This is a genomic window from Methylovirgula sp. (assembly GCF_037200945.1).
GTDB lineage: Bacteria > Pseudomonadota > Alphaproteobacteria > Rhizobiales > Beijerinckiaceae > Methylovirgula.
Genome location: NZ_JBBCGP010000001.1, coordinates 2538103 through 2561912 on the forward strand (window position 1 = coordinate 2538103; position 23810 = coordinate 2561912).

Here is a 23810-nt window from a genome sequence, read left to right on the forward strand (position 1 = left end):
CCTTGCTGGAGCCCCGCAGCCGGTTAGAGTTATTGCACAGGTATAAAAGGTCCAATCTGCTGGATTCGGACGGAAGTAAGCGTTGGGGGCACTGCTGTGCGAAGGGTCCTTACGGGTCTGGCGGTGATTGGTTTGTGGGCGGGCCTTGGCTTCGCAGCGCAGGCTGACGGCCAGCCTGACCGTCATACGCTTGCCGCGGCCCAGGCACGGTTGCTTACCGCGGTGCTGCGTGAACCGAAGAATTTCGACCTGACGTTTGAATATGTGCGTGTCTCGTCAGCGCTCGGTGATTACGAGGGCGCAATCGGCGCATTGGAGCGTGTGCTTGCGTTTGCGCCAAATTTGGCGCGGGCGGATTTCGAACTTGGCACGCTTTATTTCCGGCTCGGCTCCTACGATAACGCCATTCATTATTTCAAAGCCGCGGCCGCGGCGCCGGACCTTGATCCGAAATTGCGCGCGCGGCTGACCGTCTACCTGCCCGAGGTTGAAAAGCAGCTCTCGCCCGTGCGCTGGAGCGGCTTTTTACAGACAGGCCTCGGCTACCAGTCGAATGTCGCGGCGCTGCCGGATTCGGGATTCGTCAGCATCTTCGGCCAGAACGCGCCGCAAGGTTCAGGCGTCGCGCAAAAGAGCGACGGTGAGGGCTTCGGTCTCGCCAAGATCAGCAACATTTACGATTTCGAAAACCAGCGCGGCGACACGATCGAAACCAATTTCATCGGCTACGGCACCGGGCAATTTTCATTACATCAATTCGATCTCGCCTATATGGAAGCGAGCATCGGGCCGCGGCTGGCGCTCGATCCCGTCAACTGGCCGGGCGTGACGATCAAGCCTTACGCGATCGGCAATGTCTCCTGGGTGGGCGGTACGTCCTACCTGAATTCGGGCGGCGCCGGCGTTTCGCTCGGCATCGATACGGCGCGGGACTGGTCGGTCGCGCCGGATTTCGAGTGGCGCCATATCTCGGTTCACAATCCCGGCGCCACTCAGATCACCGCGCTGGGAACGGGTGATTTTCTTTCCTTCTCAATTGCTGGAACTTACCGCTTCACCGATCTCATCTCCTTGCAAGTGCAGCCAATTTATTCGCGCGCAAACGCCTTCAACGCCTGGCAAAGCTTCAACCAGGGTGGCGTGACGGCGGGCCTCAATGTCGAATTCAACCCGCCGTTTCCGCTCATCCCGCTGCAATGGACGGTCATGCCTTATATCAGCGCACTGTGGGACAGATTCGATGCGCCGGATCCGGCCGTCAACGCCAGCGTTCGTCGGTGCGATTTCGCCTATTACGGCGGTGTGATGCTCGATATGCCTGTCACGGCGAGCTTCGGCGTGTCCGGAACGGTGCAATATGCGCGCACGAATTCGAATTTGCAGAATTTCACCAATGACGACGTGACGATCCTGTTTGGGCCGACGGCGCGTTTCTGAGGCGAGAAGATGAACGCGAAATTTAAATGGCTGGCTTTGCGCACCACAACGCTGACGTCTGCCACGGCGTTGGCGCTGGCGTTTTCGCTTGCCGAAGCCCCGGCGCAAATTGTCGGCAATGTCGGCGCCGTCTCGCCGACCTCGCTTGCCACGCCGCCCGGCGAGAAGACTCGCAACCTCATCCTTGGTGCACGCGTCATCGCCGACGAGCTCATTCAGACATCGGGCGAGGGATCGGCGAATATCACCTTCCTCGATCGCACCACCATGTCGATCGGGCGCAATTCGACCTTGATCATTGACAAATATGTCTACGACCCGGCCACGGGCAAAGGCGTGCTGACGGCGACGATGGCGCAGGGCGTGTTACGCTTCATCGGCGGCGAAATCAGCCACAGCTCCGGCGTGAAGGTGCTGACGCCCGTTGCCACGATCGGCGTGCGCGGTGGCATGATGACCGTAAGTGTCGGAGCGGACGGCGTGTCGGTTATGTCGCATTACGGCCATATCGACGTCGCCAACGGCCGCAATCATCAGCTTCTGCTTCGCTCGGGCTTCACAGTGCATGTCCGCAGCCACGACGATTATATCGCCGCGCCCGGCCGCACATCTCTGGAGGCGCTCGATAGAGAATATAAGACCCTGTCGGGCCGCCACAGCAATCATCACGAAAGTTCGTTGACGGATTCAAACGCAGCTCAATACGGGTTGGCTGGTGCACCGCTGCCCAACGATCCGGATTCGATGCCGGGTCTCGACACATTGGGCGTCGTCAATCTTGGCCAAAACTTCGTCGGCAACCGGTCGCAGCAGCAACAATGGAACAGCGCGAACGCGCAACTTCATGCAGCACAGCCGCCAGCGCCTCCGCCAGTAGTTCCGCCGCCAGTTACTCCGCCACCGCCACCGCCGCCTCCTCCTCCACCTCCACCGCCCCCCACTCCGCCGATTAGGAATGGTTGGAACTGATCGGGGATCGGCATTGATAGTGGGAGTGGTTTAAGGCCGCGCAGGAGGCGCGCTTAGATTTTCGGAGTTAGCTGACTCTGAAGGGCATTGGCCAGATCGTCGATCTTGAAGGGCTTTTGCAGAACTGGCCGACCGGCGTGATTTTCCGGAACGCCTTTTTGCCCATAACCCGTCGTGAAGATGAAGGGGCAGCCCCGCGCGGCTAAAAGATCGGCCACGGGATCGATCTTCTCCATGCCGACATTGACGTCGAGCAAAGCGATATCGACATCCGCCCCCGCAAGATATTTCTCCGCTTCGGCGACCTGCGGGAATGACGCGGTGATCGTGAAGCCCAGCTCGTCCAGCATGTCTTCCAGCAGCATCGCGATGAAAGGTTCGTCTTCGACGACGAGTATGCGCGGGGCCGTTTGCAATTGGATCGTGTCGTTCATCGTGGACCTATAGCGCGGCTACGCTTGCTATGCGAGCAGGGCGCTTTGGGAAATTGGCCGATCTGCGTCAATTCGAGACGTGCCCCAGCTAATGTCACGGCGAACTGGGGCTTGGCAGGCGGCTAGATTTTGTCACGCCGCCGGAAGGCACTGGTGAAGGCACTTGCCGCAGCGATCACCCAGCCGGCAATCATCAACGTGCCGCCGATGGGGGCCGCCAAAGCAAAAGACCTTTGCCCCAGAAAAACGTGCGTGCTGAGTTCGCCGCAAAACAGAAGGCTCCCGGCGAGGAGCGTGGCGGCGCCAAACAGGGCCCAACGCTGCAATCGGCTGGATGCATAGCCGCTGATGGCAATCACCGATGCGGCATTGACGATGAGCATATTCGCGGATGTTTTCAGCAGCGGGTCGGAGATCGTATGCGCACTCGCGGCCGATTCCATGATTCCTGCCGCGCCGCTCAGTGCGGCGAGGCCTATCACTATGCTTGCCCATTTATACATCATGCATCTCCCCCGCAGCGCAGGTATATGGTTAAAGGTCTTTTAATAGGCCTCTGAAAAACTCGCCATGAGGCGAGGGAATCGGACGATAATGGCTGCCGTCAATAAGGGGCTGCGGTTCGCCTGCCATCCTCTTTTTGATCGCTGATGGACCGCAAGACGCGCCCTGGACTTTTGGAGCTCCCGTTGGACATCTCGCAGAGCGGCCGGGCATCGATAGTCGAGGGCGCCTCGTCTACCGCCTTAAGCCGCCGACGTGCGGCCTGGTCGCGGTGGCGCATGAATGTCTTCCTTCTGGCCGTTATCGCAATCAACTACACGTGGGCAAGGCCATCGCCGGTCGATGTTCTTTTCTTCGGCACATTGCTGATGACCGTTTTCTGCAACCAGTTGATAAATACAAGGACGTTCTTCTTTATTTGTCTCATTCTGGTCTGGCTTTCCTCGGTTTATATATCGTCCATATCCTTGACCGCCGATCCGCGTGTCGTCTTCGAGATGTTCGCACTAACGTCGGTCGCATTTATCGGCATTACGAGCTGCCTTGTGGCGACCGATTGGACGGAGCGCGAGCTCCGGATCTTCGTCGATGTTTATATCCTGTCCAACGTCATCGCCGCGGTGATCGGCGTTCTGGGATTTGTGGCTCACAATCCCGATCTCACCTGGGCCGACCGGCCGCGCGCGTTTCTCGATGACCCCGATATGTTCGGCGTATTTCTGGTTCCGGGCATATTAGGCTCGCTTTTCATGATTGCCGAGAAACGCAGGCGGATTTTGTTTTCTGCGGCCCTTCTGCTTTTGTCGGTGGCCGTGTTCCTATCCTTCTCCCGTGCGGCGATCGTCTCGGCGGCGCTCTGGAGCGGAATATATCTGGGCATTTTGAACAGACACCAATTATTGCGGGCAACTCTGTCGTCGCTCGCGTTTCTGGTGCCACTGGTCGTCGTCGTTTTGCTCTTCGCCGTTCTCAACGACACAGTATCGCACATGCTATCGGGTCGCTTTACGGTCGCTGAGGAGTACGACCTCGGCCATTTCGGGCGATACAACAGGTATCTTCTCGCGATACCGATGATTCTCGATCACCCTTTCGGTATAGGGTTGCTTCAGATCGAAAATTATTTCCCGGAGCCCATTCACAATGTGTGGATAGCCTGTTTCCTCTATTTTGGCTGGATCGGCGGCCTTGCCTGGACACTGCTCTTAATTCTCTCGGGCATGCAGGCTTGGAACACCTGGAAACAGTCGCGTAATGGCCTGTGCCTGATGATATTCTTCGGTTGGCTCTCGATTATTTCGTGTTCGATGCTGCACGAAGGGGAGAGGTGGAGGTTTATGTGGCTCCTGACCGGCGTCTTGTGGGGGCTCAACCCCCGGAACTTCGTTGCAATTCCGAGGCCCGCTCATGAATCAAGGCGCATCATTGCGGCCAGAAAACCTGCGGGCCGCGCTACGCCAATTGTATCATAGCGCGCGCATACATCTTCGTCGCCTGGGCCTCGGTCGGCAATGTTTCATTGCATTGCCTTTAATGATTGGTGCCCCCGGCGCCGCATGCTGCACCGACCTGTGCTCGACTTGCATCGAACTGAAGCTCGAACATCCGATTGTGGTGCGCGGACCTTCGCAAAACGAGCCTGACGCACCCGTTAGCATCATTCAGCTACCGAACGGCACATTTCGCGGTTTTGCGGCTAATGCGGAGACCATCGCAATCGATGGTAAGACGCCGCTTGATCTGGGCGGCGCGTCGAAAGTGGTTCTCAAACCCGGACCCAAGAACTCGCCTTCGGAATGCGGGCAATGGCTCACGACTCTCATGCCCGTTCGAGACCTCCTTTACGGAATGATACACGACGAGCAGCATTGCAATTACAATGCAGGCGAGACGCACAAATCAATGTCGATCGCGGTGTCGCACGATGAAGGGCTGACCTGGAAAGTGCTCGGTCAGATCATCACCGGCGATGAAGGTGATGTGCCAAATGCACCGAGCGGTATTGGAGACTGCACGGCGGTCGATGGCCACGATGGCTATTGGTACGCTTATTGTCTGCGCCCGCGGGACTGGAAGAACATCGCCGCTCGGGCGCCGCACGATGCCCCGACGCCCGGAAAATGGATGGAATGGGATGGTGTCGGCTGGCATGAGCCGGGCTTGGGAGGAATGGCGGCGCCGTTGATTCCGACGGCTGGAATGAGCGCGGCCTATTGGACCGGCATTGGCGCTGTAATCTTGCTGAATGCGGCCGACACATCGCTCCAACTGTCGGTTTCGAAAAACAAAGTGGACTTCGACACGCTTCCGGAGCCGCTCATTCCTTACGACACTGGTACATGGAAGCGCCCGGCGCTGACAGAGCTATATGCCTATCCGGCGATGATCGCCGACAAAGGCCTCAACAACATCTCGCACAAATTTTTCCTGGCTTATATGTACATTCCGCCCGGGCAGGACTTCACGCAGAGATATCTTGTCATGCAGGAGGGCCGGATCGATCGGTCTCCGGTGCCTCGTTCTCCGCAAGTGCGGACGGCATTGGCAAGGTGGGTCACGCCGCAACGCGTGACCTGGACGACGAGGGGACCGGCAATTTCCGCCGGACATTCCTATACCTATGATCGCGGCCTGGGATATTTGATGACGGCAGCTCCCGATGATTCCGACAGCGTAGAATTGGATGAATGTTTCTCGCCGCAAACGGGCGTTGGTTTTCTCGCCGAGGCCGGCAAATGCCCGCCTGAAGGCAGCGCGCGCCGGCGGACGGCGGGATATGTCTTCCGTCATCATCAGTCAGGTACGATGGCCCTGATCGGCTGCGTCAAAAAAGACGGCACGCGTTTTGTTTCAAATCGGCCCGATTGTGAAAATGCCGGGACTCGCGAGCGGCTTCTGGGATTTGCGTTTCAGTGATCCAAATCTGTCAGATCAATACGCATTCTTCGTGCGTAGAAGCGCGAAGGGCGTCGCGAGCAAAATGTAGATGTCGAGCAGGATCGACCAGTTCTCGATGTAGTAAAGATCGCATTCGACGCGGCCCTGAATTTTTTCGGGCGTATCCGTCTCGCCCCGCCAGCCGTGAATCTGTGCCCAGCCGGTAATTCCGGGGCTCACGCGATGGCGCGCGAAATAGCCATCGACCACTTCGTCGTATTGACGTTCGGCTGCTTTGGCGTGAAGCGCGTGCGGTCGCGGCCCGACGAGGGAAAGATTGCCCTTGAAGACGACGTTAAAGAGTTGCGGCAATTCGTCGAGGGAGGTCTTTCGAATGAAGCGGCCGACACGTGTGACCCGGGGATCGTCCTTTGTCACAAGCTTTGTGGCGGCGAAATCGAGCATATCGGCGCGCATCGACCGGAACTTGTAGACCTCGACGATTTCGTTGTTGAAGCCGTAGCGTTTTTGACGGAACAGCGCCGGCCCTTTGGAGTCGAGTTTCACTGCCAGCGCGACGATGGCCATCACCGGCGCAAGCAGGATAAGGCACAGAGCGCCGACGATTTTGTCGAACGCATATTTGACGATGACGTCCCAACCGGCGATCGGCTTGTCGAATATGTCGATGAGCGGAACACTGCCGATGTAGGAATAGGAATGCGGCCGGAAGTGCAGTTTGTTCATATGCGCCGCGAGTCGGATATCTATCGGCAGCACCCAGAGTTTGCGCAGCATCTGGAGAATGCGCTGCTCGGCGGTGATCGGCAACGTGAAGATGATCAGATCGATGCGCGTCCGGCGGCTGAAGGCAAGGAGATCGTCAACCGTCCCCAATTTGGGAAAGCCTGCGACGACAGGCGGTGAGCGTTCGTCGGTCCGGTCATCGAATATGCCAAGGATCTGGAGATCGGGTTGTGGCTGCGCCGCCAGTTGATTGAGCAGCGCATCGGCGGCCGTGCCGCCGCCGACGAGAACGGTACGACGGGCGAGGCGACCGGTCTGGATCAAGCGATCGACAAGCAAGGCGAGCGCGGCGCGTTCGCCGCAAAGCGCAACAAGGCTGCTGCCATACCAGGCGAGCATAAAGACGCGAGAGAAAACCTCGTCGAGCTTCAGGAAGAAGATCAACACCAGGGTGGCGGCAAAGACGAACGTGAGGGCACCGGCCAGCCGGAAACTGTCGGCGGGAAAGCGCCGGAGTGCGCTGATCTTATAAAGCTCGGCACTTTGCAAGGCGAGCACGGCGGCCGCCGCGACACACGGCACGCCGATCAGATAGGGCTGCGCATAGCCTTGCGTCCGCGCGATATAAAAGAAATGTATGGCAAAGCCGGCGGCGGCGATCAGCAGAAATTCGACACAGCGAACAAGACCTTCGAGAACGACGCGCGAAAGGCCTGGCACAGAGTTGCTGCTCTGCATCGCGCGTGCTGCAGCGGCAAGTGCTTCGCTGCTCATGTCGGCGGCCGGAGGAGCTTTGTCCACCGGCTCAGTCTTTTGCAGATCAGACAGCGAGAATTTCACCATGTGTCCGCGATCTCATGAAGAGGGAAGGGCAAAGGACGCGGCTGTGGCCCCACGGCGATCGCGGTTCGCAATCGCCTCGGCGTAGCCGGCGAGAACGGAATCTGCCATGTCGCTGATTTTGAATTTGGTCTTCACGAAGCTCGCGAGTGCCTGGCTGTCTGCCCTTAACTCAGTCGGAGAACGGACGAGCATTTTCTGCAACGTGTCGGCGAGTATCTCAGGATCGTCAGGTGCGATCAGACGATCGCGGAATGGGCCGAATATCTCGCTGATGCCGCCGACGTCCGTCGTCACGATCAGCATTTGTGCGGCGGTTGCCTCGAGCACAATATACGGCAGAGATTCCGCGCGACTCGGCACGACGAGTATGCGCCCGAGTGGAAATGCCAGGCGCGCGGGGACGAGGCCTGCGAATGTTACCTGCGCGGAGACACCGCGCGTCTCGGCTCGTGCGATGAGTTCGCCTTCGTCGGGACCTGTGCCGACGAGCACGAGGCGCGGTTGGATTCCGGTTTTGGAGAGCAGGGCGAGAGCATCGATAAGTGTGTCGATTCCCTTCGCCGCGCGCAATTCGCCAATATACACGAATTCCGCGGCATCGGCGCGTGGTTCGGTAGGTAGAAATTCCGTCGGGCTGAGCCCGTTATAGACAATCCGTGTAAGTTTGGTCGTCGGCCCGACACGGCGTCGGAATTGCTGGGCGATAAACGCGCTTTCGAAAAGGAACACGTCGGTCCCGGCGGTAAGCAGCCGCTCTGCCATCATGTAGCCGCGTTCGACCAGCGGGCTTCCCCGGTAATTGAAACTGCCACCGTGGGGCGTATAGGCGTGGATTGCTTTCCTTTTGGTCGGCAAAAGGGCGGGGAGCCGCGTATAGGCGCCGCCCTTCGAACCATGACCGTGAATAACATCGACGTCCAATTGGTCGGCATGACGCGCGACGCGCCACGCGGCGACGGCGTCGAGGATGTGCGCTGGCCGGTGCATCGGGATGCGGCGAAGGCCAAGTTCCAGGGACGGCGCGAGATCGCCGAGCACTTCATTCGCGCGCGACCCGCCAGTGAACGAATCCGCGATCAAACCAACCGCGTGTCCCCGCGCAACTTGCTCGCGGGCAAGGTCGATAACATGCCGAAAGAGGCCGCCCAAAGGCGCGCGGAAAACATGCAGGATGCGCAGCTTTCGCTCCGGCACCATTTGCTGCATCGACATCGGCTTGAGGCCTCTTTAAAAATATCGCTCGCGTACGACGATCGTATCGCCGGGTTTGATCATGTGAAGAATCGGGACCGACGCGGTGAGCGGATGTCCATCAATGGCGCGCGTGAGATCAACTGTATCCTTATAGGCCCGTGGGGTGAAGCCGCCAGCGATCGCAACAGCGGTTTCTGCCGTCATACCGTTAACATAAGGATATTGTCCCGGCGTCGTGACCTCGCCCAGAACGAAGAACGGCCTGAAGGCTTCGACCTCCGCCGAAACGTGCGGATCGCGAATGAAGCCGTCGCGGAGCCGCGCTTCGATTTTACGCGCAAGCGATGTGGAAGTTTCTCCCGTCGCCCCGACCGTGCCGATTAACGGCATCGAAATATGGCCAGCGCCGTCAATGGCATAGGAGTTGCTCAAACTTTCCTGGCCAAACACGATGATGCGAAGACGATCGCCGCTCCCGAGCGTATAGGGGGCATTGGGATCAGTATCCAGGGCAGCCGAATAAGTTGTCGCTGCGCAGGCGCCAAGCACAAGACATAAGACGAGGAGGCATAACGAGACAAAGAAGCGCCGCATGTCGGAGGCCACCACCACTTGGGGATTCCATAAAAACCGCAGGTTCGTGGAGGTTTTTGTACTTTGTTATGGTTAACAAAGCTTAACTCTCGGGCGGCGTTTTCTCCGTGACATTAACAGTGTTTCAACCATAACCGGGCTTCATACTGAATGCAGAACGCCCATGCGCGCCATTTTGGCGTCGCGATTGCGGTCTTCGGAGCAGCGGATGAAAGAGGCATACGAGCCTGACATGATGGTGGACGACGCGTCGCACGATATGTCGCTCGGTGCGCTCGGCGCTGCGCTTTACGCCCGGAAATATTGGGTTTTGATCCCCACGCTGCTGGCGTTCCTTCTCGCGCTTGCCTATGTCACGGTGGCGAAACCGCGATACACCGCAGATGCGCAAATCCTTCTCGAGAATCAGGAAAGTTATCTCACGCGCGCGCAGCGCACGGAGGGGATGGAAACCGCGCCGGCGATCGACGAGACATGGATTGGCAGTCAGGTCTCGTTGATCACATCGCGCGATGTCGCGCAGGAGGTTATCGAGAAGCTTGATTTGGTCGGCAATCCAGAGCTCGATCCGGTTTCGAAGGGGCTTGGGGTCATCCAGCGCACGCTGGTACTCTTCGGGCTAGCGCGTGATCCAACGCGGGTCTCCGCGGAAGATCGGACCATCGCGACGTTTTCGGACAGGCTGACGGCTTACTCACCCATCAAGACCCAGGTCTTGATGGTCGACTTTTGGGCGCACGACCCGGTGTTTGCTGCCAAAGTCGCCAACGAGGTCGCCGCTGTCTATCTGGAGCGGCAAACTGATGCCAAGCGCGATCTGGCCAAGGATGTAGGCGACGCGCTCAACAGTCAGATCAGCGTGCTCAACGAGAAATTGGCGCGCGCCTCCGATGAGGTCGAACGTTACCGTGCGGCTTCGGGCTTGCTTGCGGGCGCGAACAATATGACGATCACTGCGCAGCAACTCGCTGATCTCAACACAGATCTCACGCGTGCTCGCACGGACGAGGCGAACAGCCAGGCAAAGGCGGCGCTGATCCGGCAATTGCTTCGCAAGGGCCGCGTGTCCGAGATTCCGGATGTCGCCAATAACGATCTGATTCGTCGCATCTCCGAGCAGCGCGTCACGGCGAATGCCCAGTTGGCGCTCGAAGCGGGGACGCTTGGGCCGCGGCATCCCCGTATTCTCGAACTGAAAGCCGAGATCGAAGATCTCAACGCGCAATTGCGGCTTGCCGGCGACAATATCGCGATCTCGCTTGAAAACGATTCCAAGATCGCTGCTTCGCGCGTCGCGAATATCCAGACCGCGCTCGATCAGCAGAAGCAGGCTGTCGAGACCGCTAATACGAATAGCGTCCAGCTCCGCGCACTTGAGCAGGTGGAAGCGGGTTATCGCGAGCAGCTCCAAAGCGCGACAACGAAATACCAGGAGGCCGTCTCCCGTCAGTCCGGTGCGACGCCGGCCGATGCACGCATCATCGCTGCGGCGACGGCGCCGGATCAGCCCTCGTTCCCCAAGAAGCCGCAGGTCCTCGGTCTCGCTACCCTTGCAGCGTTTGTTCTGTCTCTTGGCATCGTCGTTGGGCGCGAGCTTTTGGCGGATCGCCCCTTATCGGATGCGGCAGGCGATGACGTGCCTGAGATGCCGGTGCGCGTGGCGGAACAGAAACGGCGCCCGGCGGTCTCGACAATAGAACGGCTGAAGCGTTTTGCCAGCGCGCGCGTCGCCGAGCCGGATGATGAGGAACTCGTCGCGGCGACCACGCCGGACGACCCGAATGACAAGGTTGCCGCCAAATCCACGACGCCGCAGGGCGTCAACATTGTCGCGACCCGTCTCAATAAAAGTAAAGAGGCGACGGACGCGCTGATCAGTTTTGCACGCACGCTGGCGCGTGATGGGCGGCCGGTCATCGTCGATCTCGATTCGCGCGACGACGAACTTACCAAGCTCATCGGGCCGGAAGCGCAGGACGGGAAGATGATGGGCCTCACCGATCTTCTTGACGGCGAGGCCAGCTTTGCCGATGTTATTCATCGCGACGCCGCGTCGCGGCTGCATTTCGTGCCATTCGGCTCAAAGGATACTTTCAACCCCGACGATCTCGATATTGTGCTCGATGCTTTGTCGCGGACCTACGATTTCGTCGTCCTCGCGGCGCCGCCTTTCCCCGGCAATCCGATGACGAAAGCACTTGCGCCTTATGCCGACTTCGTCGTTCTCGCGACCGCGGGCGAGCGCGATGATACGGCAACGCAGACGGCACGTGCTGAACTTGGCGCAGCCGGCGCGCCAGAAGTTCTTCTCGTCGGTGGCGTGAAGCAAGCCGCCTAGGGCTCCGCTTGCTTCGGCGCCTCGCGAACCTAAACTGAGCCGATGAAAGTCCGCCCGAAATTCCGAGAGATCGTCACCGACCCCACTTTGGCGTTGATGCTGGCGCTCGGCTTTTCGTCGGGATTGCCGTTCCTGCTTATTCTTGGAACACAGGCGGCGCGGCTCGCTGAAGCCAAGGTGCCGATCGAAGAGATCGGACTCATCAGCTGGGTCGGCCTTTGCTATTCGCTAAAATTTTTCTGGGCGCCGATCATCGATGAAGTCGATGTGCCATATCTCGCACGACTCCTCGGGCGGCGGCGGGCCTGGCTGCTGGTCGCGCAGGTCGGCATTGCCTGCGGCCTCGTCGCGCTCGCCTTCGCCGATCCGGCCCATTCGTTCAAGGGTCTCATCCTCTTCGCCGTCTTTACCGCCTTTGCCGCCGCGACGCAGGATATCGTCATCGATGGCTGGCGCATCGATTCCGCGCCGCCTGAGCGCCAGGGCGTGATGGCCGCGACCTATAATTTTGGCTATCGACTCGGCCTTCTCGCGGCCGGGGCAGGGGCGCTTTATATTGCGGATTACTCGGGCTGGCGCGCGGCGTATCTTGTCATGGCGGTGCTGATGCTTGTCGGTGTCATCGCCGGCATCCTGTCGCCGCGCCTGCCGGAGCGCGCGCGCGATAAGACGCAATCGTTCGCGATGAATTTCATCGCGCCCGCGGTCGATCTAGCGCGCCGCTTCGGCCCATTGCTCGCGGTGATCCTGCTTCTGGTCGCGCTCTATCGGCTGCCGGATTTCCTCAGCGGCGTGATGGCCAATCCGCTTTATATTGGCCTTGGTTTTTCCAAGAGCCAGATCGCGACGATGTCGAAGGTCTACGGCATCTGGATCGGTATCGCCGGGGCTTTCGCCGGCGGCTTCACGATCACGCGCATCGGACTGATGCCGGCACTCCTCGTCGGCGGGATCGCCGCGGCGGCCTCGCATCTCTGCCTCGCGCTGCTCGCGGCGACGGGCAAAAGTCTGCCGCTGCTCGCGCTCTCCGTCAGCGTCGAGAATTTTGCCGGAAATTTCGCTGGCGCGGCGCTCATCGCCTATATGTCGTCGCTGACATCCCCGGCCTATGCCGCCAGCCAATATGCGCTGCTCAGTTCGCTCTATGCGCTGCTCGGCAAATTTTTCGGCGGACTCTCGGGTTTCGCGGTTCACCAGATCGGCTTCGCGAAATTCTTTGCCAGCACCTCGCTCATCGGCGTGCCCGTCGCGGTGCTGTGTTTGTTTTTATGGGCGAGGCAGGGGCGCACCCCGCACCCGATTCCTCAATCTGAGGAACCGGCTGCGTAAACGAGACGGAAAAGCCGGTCTCAGCCGTCAGTGGACTCAAGGTGAAGGATCGTCGGCGCGTCGGGTGAATAATTTGGAATGTCTGCGACGACCTTCTGCCCTTCCGGCGAAGCCAGAGCCTCATGGATGGCCTTCAGGCTGTCGAACGTGCCGATGAAGATCCAGAAAAAAGCACCTTCGCCACCGTCGAGCGTACTCGCCGGACCGAAGGACGTCGCGCGCAGCCCCGGCATTTTTTTCACGAGCGGCACGTGGACCTCGCGAAAATGCTTATCGAAATGAGCAGGATCGGCGGGTTTCTTATAAAGGACGATGAGCTTGCTCACGTGGGTACTCCTCGAAACCGGCGCTGGCGCGCCATGACGGGGGCTTTCTACACGTCGAACCCAAGTTTAGCGAGGCGCGTTCTATTGTTCGGAATCACTGTCTTTTGAAGCGCGTTGCCGATTTGTCTAATGCGACGGCGCCGCGGGCGCCTTGGATGGTGCGACGTTCCGCATGAGCGGGACCAAAAGAGTGCCGAATAAAAATGCAATCATGACGGCGCGAAACGCGTCCGCATAGGCAAGGGTCGAAGCTTCGCGGTAGGCAAGCAGCCAGAGGCGCTTTAGCGCAACGACATGCCCGGCATGTTGCGCGGCCGGACTCGCCGCATAATGCACGCTCAATGTATCGACGAGCCGGGTCATGGCACCATTCGCCGGTGTCAGGTTCGACGCGATCCCCAAAAAATGAAAATTGGTGCGGATGTTGACGATGGCACCGCAGACCGCGATGCCAACCGCCCCGCCGAGATTGCGCATCATGTTGAACAGGCCGCTCGCATATTTCAGCCTTTCCGGCGGCAGGCTACCGAGGCCAAGAGTGACGCTCGGCGCAACCGCGAAGACCTGCGGCAGACCGCGCAAAATCTGCGGTATTAGAAACTGGTCGCCGCCCCAATCGTGCGTCACCAAACTATAGGTCCACATGGCGATGCCGAAGGACGCGAGGCCAAGCATCATCAGCCAGCGGGTGTCAAAGCGCCGCGCGAAAAAAATGTACAGCGGCACGCCGAGCATCGAGGCGACGCCCGTGGAGAAGATCGCTTCTCCTGTCTGCCAGGCGCTGAAGCCTCGGACATAACCGAGGAACAGCGGCGTCAGATAGATCGTGGCGAAGATACCGATGCCGGTGATGAACGAGAGCACACAGCCAACCGCGAAGTTGCGATTCGTAAAGGCGCGCAGATCCACGACTGGCCGAGAAAAGGTGAGGCTGCGTGCGATAAAGAGCAGGCCCGAAACAGCGCTGATGCAGGCGCAGAGTCGGATGGTGGAATCGTCGAACCAGTTCCAGCGGGTCCCTTCCTCGAGAACATATTCAAGCGTTCCGAGGAACACCGCCATCAGGACGATGCCGGGATAGTCCGCTTCGCCCAGCAGTGAAAAGTCCGGTTTGTCGATGTCGACCAGAAAAGGCACGAGGAGCGTAATCGCGATACCGGGCACAAGATTGACGTAGAAGAGCCAGTGCCAGTTGAGCGTATCGGTGATCCAGCCACCAATCACCGGTCCCAACGTCGGGGCGACAGAGGCGATCGTCCCAATGACTGCCGCCGAATAGACGCGCCGCGGTCCCTGAAAATAGTGAAACGACGACGTAAAGACTGTCGGAATCATCGACGCGCCAAGCAGCCCTTGCAGCGCGCGGAAGATGATCATGCTCTCGATGTTCCAGGCGAGCCCGCAAAGCACGCTCGCAAATGTAAAGCCCGCCGCCGAGAACGTAAAAAGCCATTTCGTCGAGAAGACGCGCGTCAGCCAGCCCGACAGCGGAATGACGATGATCTCCGCGATCAGATAGGCCGTCTGCACCCAGCTTATCTCGTCCTGCGCCGCGGAGAGGCCGCCGCCGATGTCCTGAAGCGACGAGGCGACGATCTGGATATCGAGCAGCGCGATGAACATGCCGATGCACATCACGACGAAAGGCAGCAGACTTTTCAGCCAATTGTCCGGCGCTGCCTGGGTCAATGCGCGTCGCCTTGCGTACGCGTATCGATGCTGACCGTCGTCGAAAGGCCCGGCTGGATGCGAACAAGCGAAGAATCATCCGGGTCGAGCGCAATCCGGACGGGGAGGCGCTGCACGATCTTGGTGAAATTGCCGGTCGCGTTTTCCGGCGGGATGACGCTGAAGACCGCGCCCGTTCCCGGCGAAAGACTCTCGACATGGCCGTGGAAAACGTGGCCGGGAAGGATGTCGGCAATCACATTGGCGCGTTGACGCGGCCCCATATGGGCGAGCTGATCTTCCTTGAAATTGGCATCGACCCAAAGCCCCCGCGCCGGGACAATAGTAAGAAGATAAGCACCTTGCGCAACGTAAGACCCTATCTGGGCGGCACGGTTGCCGACGAAGCCCTCGATTGGCGAACGGATCACGGTGTAGCCGAGATTGAGATGGGCCGTGTCGAGGTCTGCCGTCGCTTGTGCGACGGCGGCCTGCGCCTCGCCGATATTGGCATCCAGAACGGCGAGCTGTTGCTTTGCGGCCTCAAGGCTTGCTTGCGCTGAGGCGACGGCGGCACGCGACTGCTGATCTAGCGCAACCGATCTTTGCGCGTCCTGACTGGTCCCGGCGTCGGTCAACGCCAGGTGCCGGTAGCGCGCGGCATCGTCCTTGGCGAAGATCGCCTGCGCTTTTTTAGCGTCGAGATCGGCAGCGACCTTGGCGATCGTGGATTGTTGGAGCGCATATTGCGCGTGCAGACCATTCAACGCGGCTTTGTGCTGATCCAGGACGGCCTGTGCGTGATCGGCCGCAGCGCGATAGTCGCGATCATCGAGCTCAACTAGTAACTGTCCCGCCGCGACATGCTGATTATCGGTCACCGCGATCTTGGCGATGAAGCCACTGACATGCGGCGCAATAGGGGTGATATCGCCGCCGACATAGGCGTCGTCGGTGCTTTCGATGAACCGGCCGGCGCGCCACCAGTCATAGCCATACCAGCCGGCAGTTGTGAGTGCAGCCATGATCCCGGCATAGAGGACCAACCGCTTTACCGATATCTTCGCGCGAGCACGTGGCTCGCTTAGGGCGGTACGCGCCGCCACAGAGTCATCCACGATAATCACCCGACTTCGAGCCGCGCCGATGCCACGGATAAAACCAATGGCGTTGCATTATATGAGGATAGTCATATAATCAGATGCGTTGGAGTTCAAGCGGGTTTGACGGCTCGTAACCGGATGCGAAATTCGATATTGCCAATCTGATGCGCTATGCGACCGACCATAAGGACCAGACGCGCCAGCAATTGCTGGCCGTGGCTGCGCGCGCGCTTCGGCGCGACGGCCCGCATCGGCTTGGCGTCGCGGCGATCATGGCCGAGGTTGGGCTGACGCACGGCGGCTTTTACGCACATTTCAAATCGAAGGAGGCGCTCATCGCCGCCGCGCTCGACGAGATATTTGAAGAGCGCCTCCGCGTATTTACGGCCAGATACGAAGAGCTGGCGCCGAGACAAGGGCTCGCGGGCTATATCGATTCCTATCTGTCTTTTGCTCATTGCGAAAAAGTCGAGAATGGCTGTGCATTGCCGGCGCTGGCTGCGGACATGCCCAGGCTCGGGACGACCGTCCGTAAGCATTTTGCAACGGGGATGGAACGCTTACAGCGCGGCGTCGCATCATTCTTCCTCCGGGATGGAAGCGACGAGCAAGAAGCGATGAAACACGCCACAGCGCTACTAGCGGAAATGTCCGGCACGATCGCGATGGCGCGTATCGTCGACTCGCCGGCCAAAGCCCAGGATATCCTGGAGCAAAAGCGCACAGAGCTAAAAACCCGGCTCGGGCTGACAGACGAAAGTTGTGCCGCGGGTTAAACGCCCGAAATATTTCCGGACAGGTTCGTCACTCCGGGCGTGTCTGGCCCAGCAGAAATAATGAGACTGGCCGTTTATAGCGGCCCAGTTCCGTTCCAAAAATGTTGGATGACCAACAGCGACGACAGCCTCTGCCTACTCACCGAAGAACGGACTGTTTTGTTTGAGTTTTTTCTGGATGGGGTGGCTGTCGCGGCTATGCCGGGCGAAAGCGTGCTCGCCGCCTGTCATCGAACGGGCGTGGCGCTGGCGACCGTCTGCAAGGGCCGTGGCATCTGCGGTGCATGCCGGGTGACGGTGGAAGAAGGGGTCGATGCGCTTCAGCCGGCCTCCGCTCAGGAAGTTCGGCTGATCGGCTACCTCGGCCGTGGCGAGGATACGCAGCGGCATCGTCTCGCCTGTCAGATCGCTATGGCGGAGTCGCTCTCAGGACTCCGCCTTCAAACCCATCCCGTCGTCGCGAAATCCTAACAGGAGACCAAGCATGACCGAAGTCCTCGAAAAGCAAAGCGAATTGGAAGCCGTCGGGCCGGCCTTCCTTAAGGACAAGATGCTGGAAATGCGGGCCAAGACCCGCAACACCATCCATGCGATCGCCGCGGCCTGCAAGCCGGGTATGGTGGAAGAGGATGCCGTGGCGATGGCCAAGGATCTTCTCGCGGAAGGCGACATGGTGCGTGGCTGGCACGATGTCTACGTGCGCTTCGGAACCAATACACTGAAGACCTTCGGCGCTCCGTCAGATCCTGGCATCGTGCTGAAGGACAACGACATCTTCCTCATCGATATCGGCCCGGTCTGGGGCGAGTTCGAGGGCGACGGCGGCGATACGTTCACCGTCGGTGATGTGCCGGATCAGGCGCGATGCGCCAGGGACGCCAAGAAGCTCTTCCATATCGTGCGCAAGAAATGGGAGGACACCCGCATGAGCGGCCGTGAACTCTATGACTTTGCGACCGAGCAAGCGAAGGCAATGGGCTGGGAACTTAATCTGGATCTGTCCGGCCACCGGCTCTCGGATTTCCCCCATGCCGCGATTTACGACGGTCCGATGGCGGAAGTCGATTTCAAGCCGTCGCCGCTGCTGTGGGTTCTGGAAATCCACATTCGCCATCCGACGGCGGGCTATGGCGCGTTCTTCGAGGATATGCTGTTGGACGACAGCTATTTCGCCTGAGCGCTTTTTGCGAAAAACGGCGCGGCAGGGGCGAGCACCTGCCGCGCCGTGAGCGCCTTGACTAGTAGCGATGCACCGCGAGCGGACCGGACGCCTGTGTCACAGGCATCATCTCGATTGCGTTGATATTGACGCGCGGCGGGAGCGTCGCGACCCAATAAACTGCTTCTGCGATATCCTCGGGCGTCAGAGGATCAGCGCCCTCGTAGAGCTTCGTGACGCGATCCGCATCGCCGTGGAAGCGGACTGCCGAGAATTCCGTGCCGCCGACAAGACCGGGCTGAATATCAGTCACGCGCACGCGCGTGCCGATGAGGTCGGCACGCAGGTTCAGCGAGAATTGATGTACGAAGGCTTTCGTGGCGCCATAGACGTTGCCGCCGGGATAGGGATAGCGGGCCGCGGTCGAGCCGAGGTTAACGATCAGGCCGCGATCGCGCGCGACGAAGCCGGGGAGGACGGCGCGCGTCACATACATCAGCCCTTTCACATTAGTGTCGACCATCGCGTCCCATTCATCGAGATCGGCCCTTTGCGCCGGCTCGAGACCGAGTGCGAGCCCGGCATTGTTCACGAGCACGTCGATCTCGGCGAAGGCGGCGGGGAGTTCGGCGAACGCCCGCTCGACCGCGTGCCGGTCGCGGACGTCGAAGACGAGGGGAAGGATTTTGTCGCGGCCGAGTTCATCCGCGAGGGCATCGAGACGCTCCTGCCGGCGCCCCGTCACCACGATGCTATGGCCCTCCTTGGCGAAACGCCGCGCTATCGCAGCCCCGAATCCCGCGCTCGCGCCGGTGACGAAAACGATCATGGTCTATTGCTCTCCGTGGAAATCCCGGCGCTAATTTAAGTGTGATGAGACAGAAAGGGGAGGGGGAGCGATCCGCCACTCGCGCGTCGTTTCAACGCGCCAACAAGACTCGCCGCAGTGCCCTGCATTATAATGATCGGCTGCTTTTACAAGCGCCGTGGATCACCACCTTGGCGTTTCAGTTTACGGGCTTCGCAAGGTTGATGCTTCTGGGTCAGAGACGCCAAGAATTAGGATGTCCCTCGACCGCAAAGACGCGCTCAGCCACCCACGCTAATTTGCCATCCCCGTGGAAACGCAGCGCCGTCAGTTTGTACATAAAGCCGTCGTTGACGACGACCCTTTGATCCTCGATCGAGGCGATACCGACATAGCGGCCGCAGACCTCGCGTTTGGCGATCTTGCCGACCGTGTTTTTGGCAAATTCCTCTTCTTGGTCGCCAGCGACAGCGGCTGCAAAGTCCACGGCATATTCGGCTGATTCACAAAGGTAGCGGTTGACCGCAAAAAGCCGCGTCTCGCTTGGTTGCGCGTCGCTGGCGGGGAGAACCGGCAATGCAAACGCGATAATCGCGGCAGCAATCATGTTCTTCTCCAATTATCGCAGGAACTAATTCCCGAAGTTGGGAGCATAACTCCCTTTTGTCACTTTAAGCAGAATTCACGCCAGCTCAAAAGGTTCTTGGAAACCGCACCGGGTTTTCCTCTGCGTGATGCCCCAGGCAACGAATGCCGTTCTTTCCCGCGACCGCGGAGGGAGCGCGCGGACCCCAGTCTAGATTTATTCCTGACTCGGCCAGAAATAGAGACATCTCTGCGAGGATTACTCTGGTAAACTCAAGACTAATTGTTCTTGATATTCAACATCATAGCTGGGTATACAACACGGCAATGGATTACCGCGACCGTTCTCGGCGGAAGCGCGAGTAATAAACAATAATATCAACAAAAATTCTCCAACTATACTTTTTATCCGTGTCGTTTTCCGGTCGCTGGGGCCGGGCGCGGATATTAAGCACGCAATAGTTGGGAAGGTGAGGAGAAGCTCATGCACAATAGCATAGTTAAGCGTAGGGTATTGACGTCGGTGTCGCTGGTAGCGGCGCTTGCGGCGCTACAGTTTTGCGCGCCGCTGGCGAGCGCCAACGACAAGCTCATCGAGCTTTCGAAGAGCAACGAAAATTACGTCATGCCGGGTCGCGATTACAACGCCGACAACTATAGCCCGGACACGCAGATCAGCACCGATAACGTCAAGGATCTGCGCGTCGCCTGGTCGTTCTCGACCGGTGTTCTGAACGGCCACGAAGGCACGCCGCTCGTCGTCAACGGCAAGATGTACATCAACACGCCGTTCCCGAACGCCGTTTTTGCTCTCGATCTCGACAATCCGGGCAAGATCCTTTGGCAGTATCACCCCAAGCAGAATCCGGCGGCGCGCTCGGTTGCGTGTTGCGACCTCGTGAATCGCGGCGTCGCTTACTGGCCGGGCGACGACAAGACTCCGTCTCTCATTCTTTCCAACCAGCTTGACGGCAACGTTGTCGCGTTGAACGCGGAGACGGGCGATCTCTATTGGAAGGTCGAGAATTCCGACATTCACGTCGGTTCCACGCTGACCATCGCGCCATATGTCATCAAGGACGAAGTTCTAGTTGGCTCGTCGGGCGCCGAGCTCGGCGTGCGCGGCTATGTCACTGCTTACAACGTGCGTGACGGCGCGCAGATATGGCGTGCCTACGAAACCGGTCCGGACGACGAGATGAAGCTCGGCACGGACTTTAACAGCCACAACCCGCAATACGGCCGGTTCGGCCTGGGTACGTCAAAGACCTGGCAGGAAAACACCTGGAAGATCGGCGGCGGTACCAATTGGGGTTGGTACGCTTATGATCCGGGCACCAACCTTGTCTATTACGGCAGCGGCAATCCTTCGCCGTGGAATGCCACGATGCGCCCGGGTGATAACAAGTGGACGATGACGATCTGGGGTCGCGATGTCGACACCGGCGCGGCAAAGTTCGGTTATCAGAAGACTCCGCATGACGAGTGGGATTATGCCGGCGTCGACGTGATGATCCTTAGCGACGAAAAGGATGACAGTGGCAACGTTCACAAGTTGCTCTTCCATCCGGATCGTAATGGTTTCATCTACTCGCTCGATCGCACCAATGGTGATCTCTTCACCGTCGGGAAGATCGACGCGACGATGAACGAGTTCAAGGACGTCAACTTCAAGAACGGCCAGCCGATACGCGATCCGGAATATGCGACCTATATGGACCATCAGGCCCATGACGTGTGCCCTTCGGCGATGGGTTATCATGACCAGGCGCACGATTCCTACGATCCGACGAAACAGCTGTTCTACGTCAACGCGAACCATATCTGCATGGATTGGGAACCCTTCATGCTTCCCTATCGTGCCGGTCAGTTCTTCGTCGGCGCGACCCTGCATATGTATCCGGGTCCGAAGGGCGATCGTCAGGCCGCGCTCGGTCTTGGCCAGGTTAAGGCCTATGACGCGGTCCATAAGTCGTTCAAATGGCAGGTTCAGGAGCGCTTCGCCGCTTGGGGCGGTTCGCTTTCGACGGCTGGCAATTTGGTGTTCTACGGAACGCTTGATGGCTACATCAAGGCCCGTAATGCCGATACCGGCGAGCTGCTCTGGAAGTTCAAGCTTCCGTCCGGTGTCATTGGCTATCCGATGACCTATGAGCACAAAGGCGTCCAATACGTCGCCATTTACTATGGCGTCGGCGGATGGCCGGCGGTCGGCATGGTGTTCGACCTGCAAGATCCGACGGCGGGTCTCGGCGCAGTCGGCGCGTTCAAGAACCTGCAGCATTGGACGCAGCAGGGCGGCGGCGTGATGGTCTTCTCGCTTAACGGCAAGAGCCCCTACACCGAAGACGTCAATCTTGACGAATACAGCACTGTGAAACAAGGCGGCGACTAAGCCTTCCTGCCTCCCGTTCCACTTGGCAGCTTCCCGGTGGAGCGGGAGTTTTTTAGAAATCGCGGGCTCAACAAGCCGAGTTCGCACAGGCCCTTAGTCCAGCGAAATGGCGTGTCATGACAGTTTCCTCCCTTGCGTCGCGTGCGAGAAGGCTTTGCCTTCCAGTCCTGAGCGGCGCCGCTTTTTGCCTCTCAAGCGGTCTGGTCTCGGCCGCGCCCGCGGCGGCGCCGGTAACAACGGGCGGCGATATCCTGCGTGTTTGTGCCGCCAATCAGCCGCCATATTCGATCAAGGGTGGCGGCGGTTTTGAGAACAAGATCGCACTTGCGGTCGCCGATGCGATGGGCCGCCAGGTGCAATTCATCTGGTCGAGCCGCCCGGCGATTTATCTCGTGCAGGAATATCTCAACAAGAATCTCTGCGACGTGATCATCGGGCTCGATACGAGCGATCCGCGTGTGCTCGCTACCAAGCCTTATTATCGTGCGGGCTATGTCTTCGTGACGCGCAACGCCGACCATCTCGACCTTCATTCCTGGGGCGACCCGCGTCTCCTGAAGTTCGATCATATCGCTGTTGGCTTCTACACGCCGGGCGAAGAAATGCTGAAAAAGATCGGCAAATATGACGATGACTTCAATTACGAAAAGTCGCTGGTGAATTTCCGCTCCGCGCGCAACGAATATATCCAGGTCGATCCGGCCCGGATGGTTGGCGAAGTCGCCAGCGGCAATGCGCAGATCGCCGCGGCGTTTGCGCCCGAGGTTGCGCGCCTCGTCAGGGAATCTTCGGTTCCGCTCACGATGACGCCAGTTGATGACGACACAGTCAATGCCGACGGCCAGAAAGTGCCGCAGACTTTCGACCAGTCGATGGGCGTTCGCAAGGATGATGCGGCATTGGGCGCGCAACTCAACGCGGCCCTCGTGAAAGCAGCTCCCGATATTGATGCCATCCTTAAGGATGAGGGAATCCCGCTGTTGAAGCCCCATTCCTGATCAAACCAGGGCGTCGGATGTCTCGCCGATGCCTAGCTCCCTTCGAAAACAACGGATTCTCTCAGACATGAATATCAAGAAAATGCTCGCGATTTACGGTGGCCTGGTGATCGGTATTGGCAGCGCTGCTTATGCGGCCGAGCCGGAGCCGGTGCCGCCGACCTCCCTCGATCTTCGGACGACGGTGGATGGCTCGCCGATCGATCTTAGCACCTCGCTGCCGACCGAACGCGACACGCCCGGCGTTTTGAAGTTTTTGCAGACGGGGGTCGATCCTTACATCGACGACCCGAGCTGTCTGCGACTTGGGGAGAGCCTCTTTCTATCGGATTGCTCGGGATGTCACGGTGAAATCGGCGAGGGTAAGATCGGCCCCGGCTTGAACGACGACTACTGGACCTATCCAAAGAACGTGCATGACCAGGGCGTCTTTGAGACGGTTTACGGCGGCGCGCGCGCGATGATGGGGCCGCACAACGGCGATCTGACGCTCGATCAATTCATGCAGGTGATCGCCTGGGTACGGCACCTCTATAAGGATCCGGTCAATCAGGCCTTCTGGCTCACTGACGCGCAGAAGAAGAATTACAAGCCCTATACGCTGGCGGAAGGCAAACGTATCGCGGCTCTTCCGATTTCGACGCCCGGCCAGTGCCAGGCGACGGCAGTGCAAGAAAAGAAAGAACAAGACCAAGAAGACAAAGAATCGCAGTGAGCCGTTCAGGC

The 23810-nt window shown here is 59.1% G+C and carries 22 protein-coding genes; 12 read left to right on the forward strand and 10 right to left on the reverse strand.

The window, feature by feature from the left end; genetic code table 11:
- Positions 1–96: 96 nt before the first annotated feature.
- The gene (locus WDN02_RS12415) at positions 97–1437 is read left to right on the forward strand and encodes a tetratricopeptide repeat protein (RefSeq protein WP_337293791.1); all 1341 of its coding nucleotides are present in this window, start codon (positions 97–99) and stop codon (positions 1435–1437) included.
- A 9-nt stretch (positions 1438–1446) separates the two neighbouring features.
- Positions 1447–2406: a FecR domain-containing protein gene (locus WDN02_RS12420; RefSeq protein WP_337293792.1), complete on the forward strand. Its 960-nt coding sequence runs from the start codon at positions 1447–1449 to the stop codon at positions 2404–2406.
- A 53-nt stretch (positions 2407–2459) separates the two neighbouring features.
- On the opposite strand, the gene WDN02_RS12425 is transcribed toward WDN02_RS12420, so the two are convergent.
- The gene (locus WDN02_RS12425) at positions 2460–2840 is read right to left on the reverse strand and encodes a response regulator (RefSeq protein ID WP_337293793.1); all 381 of its coding nucleotides are present in this window, start codon (positions 2838–2840) and stop codon (positions 2460–2462) included.
- A 122-nt stretch (positions 2841–2962) separates the two neighbouring features.
- The gene (locus WDN02_RS12430; RefSeq protein WP_337293794.1) at positions 2963–3346 is read right to left on the reverse strand and encodes a DUF423 domain-containing protein; all 384 of its coding nucleotides are present in this window, start codon (positions 3344–3346) and stop codon (positions 2963–2965) included.
- A gap of 366 nt (positions 3347–3712) precedes the next feature.
- Between WDN02_RS12430 and WDN02_RS12435 the strand changes: the two genes are divergently transcribed.
- Positions 3713–4816 carry an O-antigen ligase family protein gene (locus WDN02_RS12435; protein ID WP_337294932.1) on the forward strand — a complete coding sequence of 368 codons (1104 nt, stop codon included), beginning with the start codon at positions 3713–3715 and terminating at the stop codon, positions 4814–4816.
- Between the two features lie 61 nt (positions 4817–4877).
- The gene (locus WDN02_RS12440; protein WP_337293795.1) at positions 4878–6260 is read left to right on the forward strand and encodes a hypothetical protein; all 1383 of its coding nucleotides are present in this window, start codon (positions 4878–4880) and stop codon (positions 6258–6260) included.
- Positions 6261–6275: 15 nt separating this feature from the next.
- Here the strand turns inward: WDN02_RS12440 and WDN02_RS12445 are convergent, their stop codons facing one another.
- Genes WDN02_RS12445 through WDN02_RS12455 form a run of 3 tightly spaced genes read right to left on the reverse strand, consistent with a single transcriptional unit; the run spans position 6276 to position 9614 of the window.
- Entirely contained in the window at positions 6276–7811 is a 1536-nt protein-coding gene (locus WDN02_RS12445; RefSeq protein WP_337293796.1) for an undecaprenyl-phosphate glucose phosphotransferase, read from the reverse strand.
- 12 nt (positions 7812–7823) lie between these two features.
- The gene (locus tag WDN02_RS12450; RefSeq protein ID WP_337293797.1) at positions 7824–9023 is read right to left on the reverse strand and encodes a glycosyltransferase family 4 protein; all 1200 of its coding nucleotides are present in this window, start codon (positions 9021–9023) and stop codon (positions 7824–7826) included.
- A 15-nt stretch (positions 9024–9038) separates the two neighbouring features.
- Positions 9039–9614, reverse strand: coding sequence for a polysaccharide biosynthesis/export family protein (locus tag WDN02_RS12455; RefSeq protein WP_337293798.1), 576 nt, complete (start codon positions 9612–9614; stop codon positions 9039–9041).
- A 193-nt stretch (positions 9615–9807) separates the two neighbouring features.
- Between WDN02_RS12455 and WDN02_RS12460 the strand changes: the two genes are divergently transcribed.
- Positions 9808–11937 (forward strand): exopolysaccharide transport family protein, encoded by a 2130-nt coding sequence (locus WDN02_RS12460; protein ID WP_337293799.1) that lies wholly within the window; start codon positions 9808–9810, stop codon positions 11935–11937.
- Between the two features lie 42 nt (positions 11938–11979).
- Positions 11980–13266: an MFS transporter gene (locus tag WDN02_RS12465; protein WP_337293800.1), complete on the forward strand. Its 1287-nt coding sequence runs from the start codon at positions 11980–11982 to the stop codon at positions 13264–13266.
- 20 nt (positions 13267–13286) lie between these two features.
- On the opposite strand, the gene WDN02_RS12470 is transcribed toward WDN02_RS12465, so the two are convergent.
- From WDN02_RS12470 to WDN02_RS12480, 3 genes are all read right to left on the reverse strand, one after another.
- Positions 13287–13592 (reverse strand): EthD family reductase, encoded by a 306-nt coding sequence (locus WDN02_RS12470; protein WP_337293801.1) that lies wholly within the window; start codon positions 13590–13592, stop codon positions 13287–13289.
- Between the two features lie 126 nt (positions 13593–13718).
- Positions 13719–15281: a DHA2 family efflux MFS transporter permease subunit gene (locus WDN02_RS12475; protein WP_337293802.1), complete on the reverse strand. Its 1563-nt coding sequence runs from the start codon at positions 15279–15281 to the stop codon at positions 13719–13721.
- On the reverse strand, positions 15278–16366 hold the full coding sequence (locus WDN02_RS12480) for an HlyD family secretion protein (RefSeq protein WP_337293803.1): 1089 nt from the start codon (positions 16364–16366) through the stop codon (positions 15278–15280). The genes WDN02_RS12475 and WDN02_RS12480 overlap by 4 nt, the downstream gene beginning before the upstream one ends.
- A gap of 161 nt (positions 16367–16527) precedes the next feature.
- Between WDN02_RS12480 and WDN02_RS12485 the strand changes: the two genes are divergently transcribed.
- From WDN02_RS12485 to WDN02_RS12495, 3 genes are all read left to right on the forward strand, one after another.
- Positions 16528–17139 carry a TetR/AcrR family transcriptional regulator gene (locus WDN02_RS12485; RefSeq protein ID WP_337293804.1) on the forward strand — a complete coding sequence of 204 codons (612 nt, stop codon included), beginning with the start codon at positions 16528–16530 and terminating at the stop codon, positions 17137–17139.
- 108 nt (positions 17140–17247) lie between these two features.
- On the forward strand, positions 17248–17610 hold the full coding sequence (locus WDN02_RS12490) for a 2Fe-2S iron-sulfur cluster-binding protein (protein ID WP_337293805.1): 363 nt from the start codon (positions 17248–17250) through the stop codon (positions 17608–17610).
- A 13-nt stretch (positions 17611–17623) separates the two neighbouring features.
- Positions 17624–18316 (forward strand): M24 family metallopeptidase, encoded by a 693-nt coding sequence (locus WDN02_RS12495; protein WP_337293806.1) that lies wholly within the window; start codon positions 17624–17626, stop codon positions 18314–18316.
- A 61-nt stretch (positions 18317–18377) separates the two neighbouring features.
- On the opposite strand, the gene WDN02_RS12500 is transcribed toward WDN02_RS12495, so the two are convergent.
- Positions 18378–19127, reverse strand: coding sequence for an SDR family NAD(P)-dependent oxidoreductase (locus WDN02_RS12500; RefSeq protein ID WP_337293807.1), 750 nt, complete (start codon positions 19125–19127; stop codon positions 18378–18380).
- Positions 19128–19341: 214 nt separating this feature from the next.
- On the reverse strand, positions 19342–19713 hold the full coding sequence (locus WDN02_RS12505; RefSeq protein ID WP_337293808.1) for a hypothetical protein: 372 nt from the start codon (positions 19711–19713) through the stop codon (positions 19342–19344).
- Between the two features lie 462 nt (positions 19714–20175).
- On the opposite strand from WDN02_RS12505, the gene WDN02_RS12510 reads away from it, so the two are divergent.
- From WDN02_RS12510 to moxG, 3 genes are all read left to right on the forward strand, one after another.
- Positions 20176–22086, forward strand: coding sequence for a methanol/ethanol family PQQ-dependent dehydrogenase (locus tag WDN02_RS12510; RefSeq protein ID WP_337293809.1), 1911 nt, complete (start codon positions 20176–20178; stop codon positions 22084–22086).
- 116 nt (positions 22087–22202) lie between these two features.
- Positions 22203–23084: a methanol oxidation system protein MoxJ gene (gene moxJ, locus WDN02_RS12515; RefSeq protein ID WP_337293810.1), complete on the forward strand. Its 882-nt coding sequence runs from the start codon at positions 22203–22205 to the stop codon at positions 23082–23084.
- Positions 23085–23151: 67 nt separating this feature from the next.
- Positions 23152–23799, forward strand: coding sequence for a cytochrome c(L), periplasmic (gene moxG, locus WDN02_RS12520; RefSeq protein ID WP_337293811.1), 648 nt, complete (start codon positions 23152–23154; stop codon positions 23797–23799).
- Positions 23800–23810 lie beyond the last annotated feature (11 nt).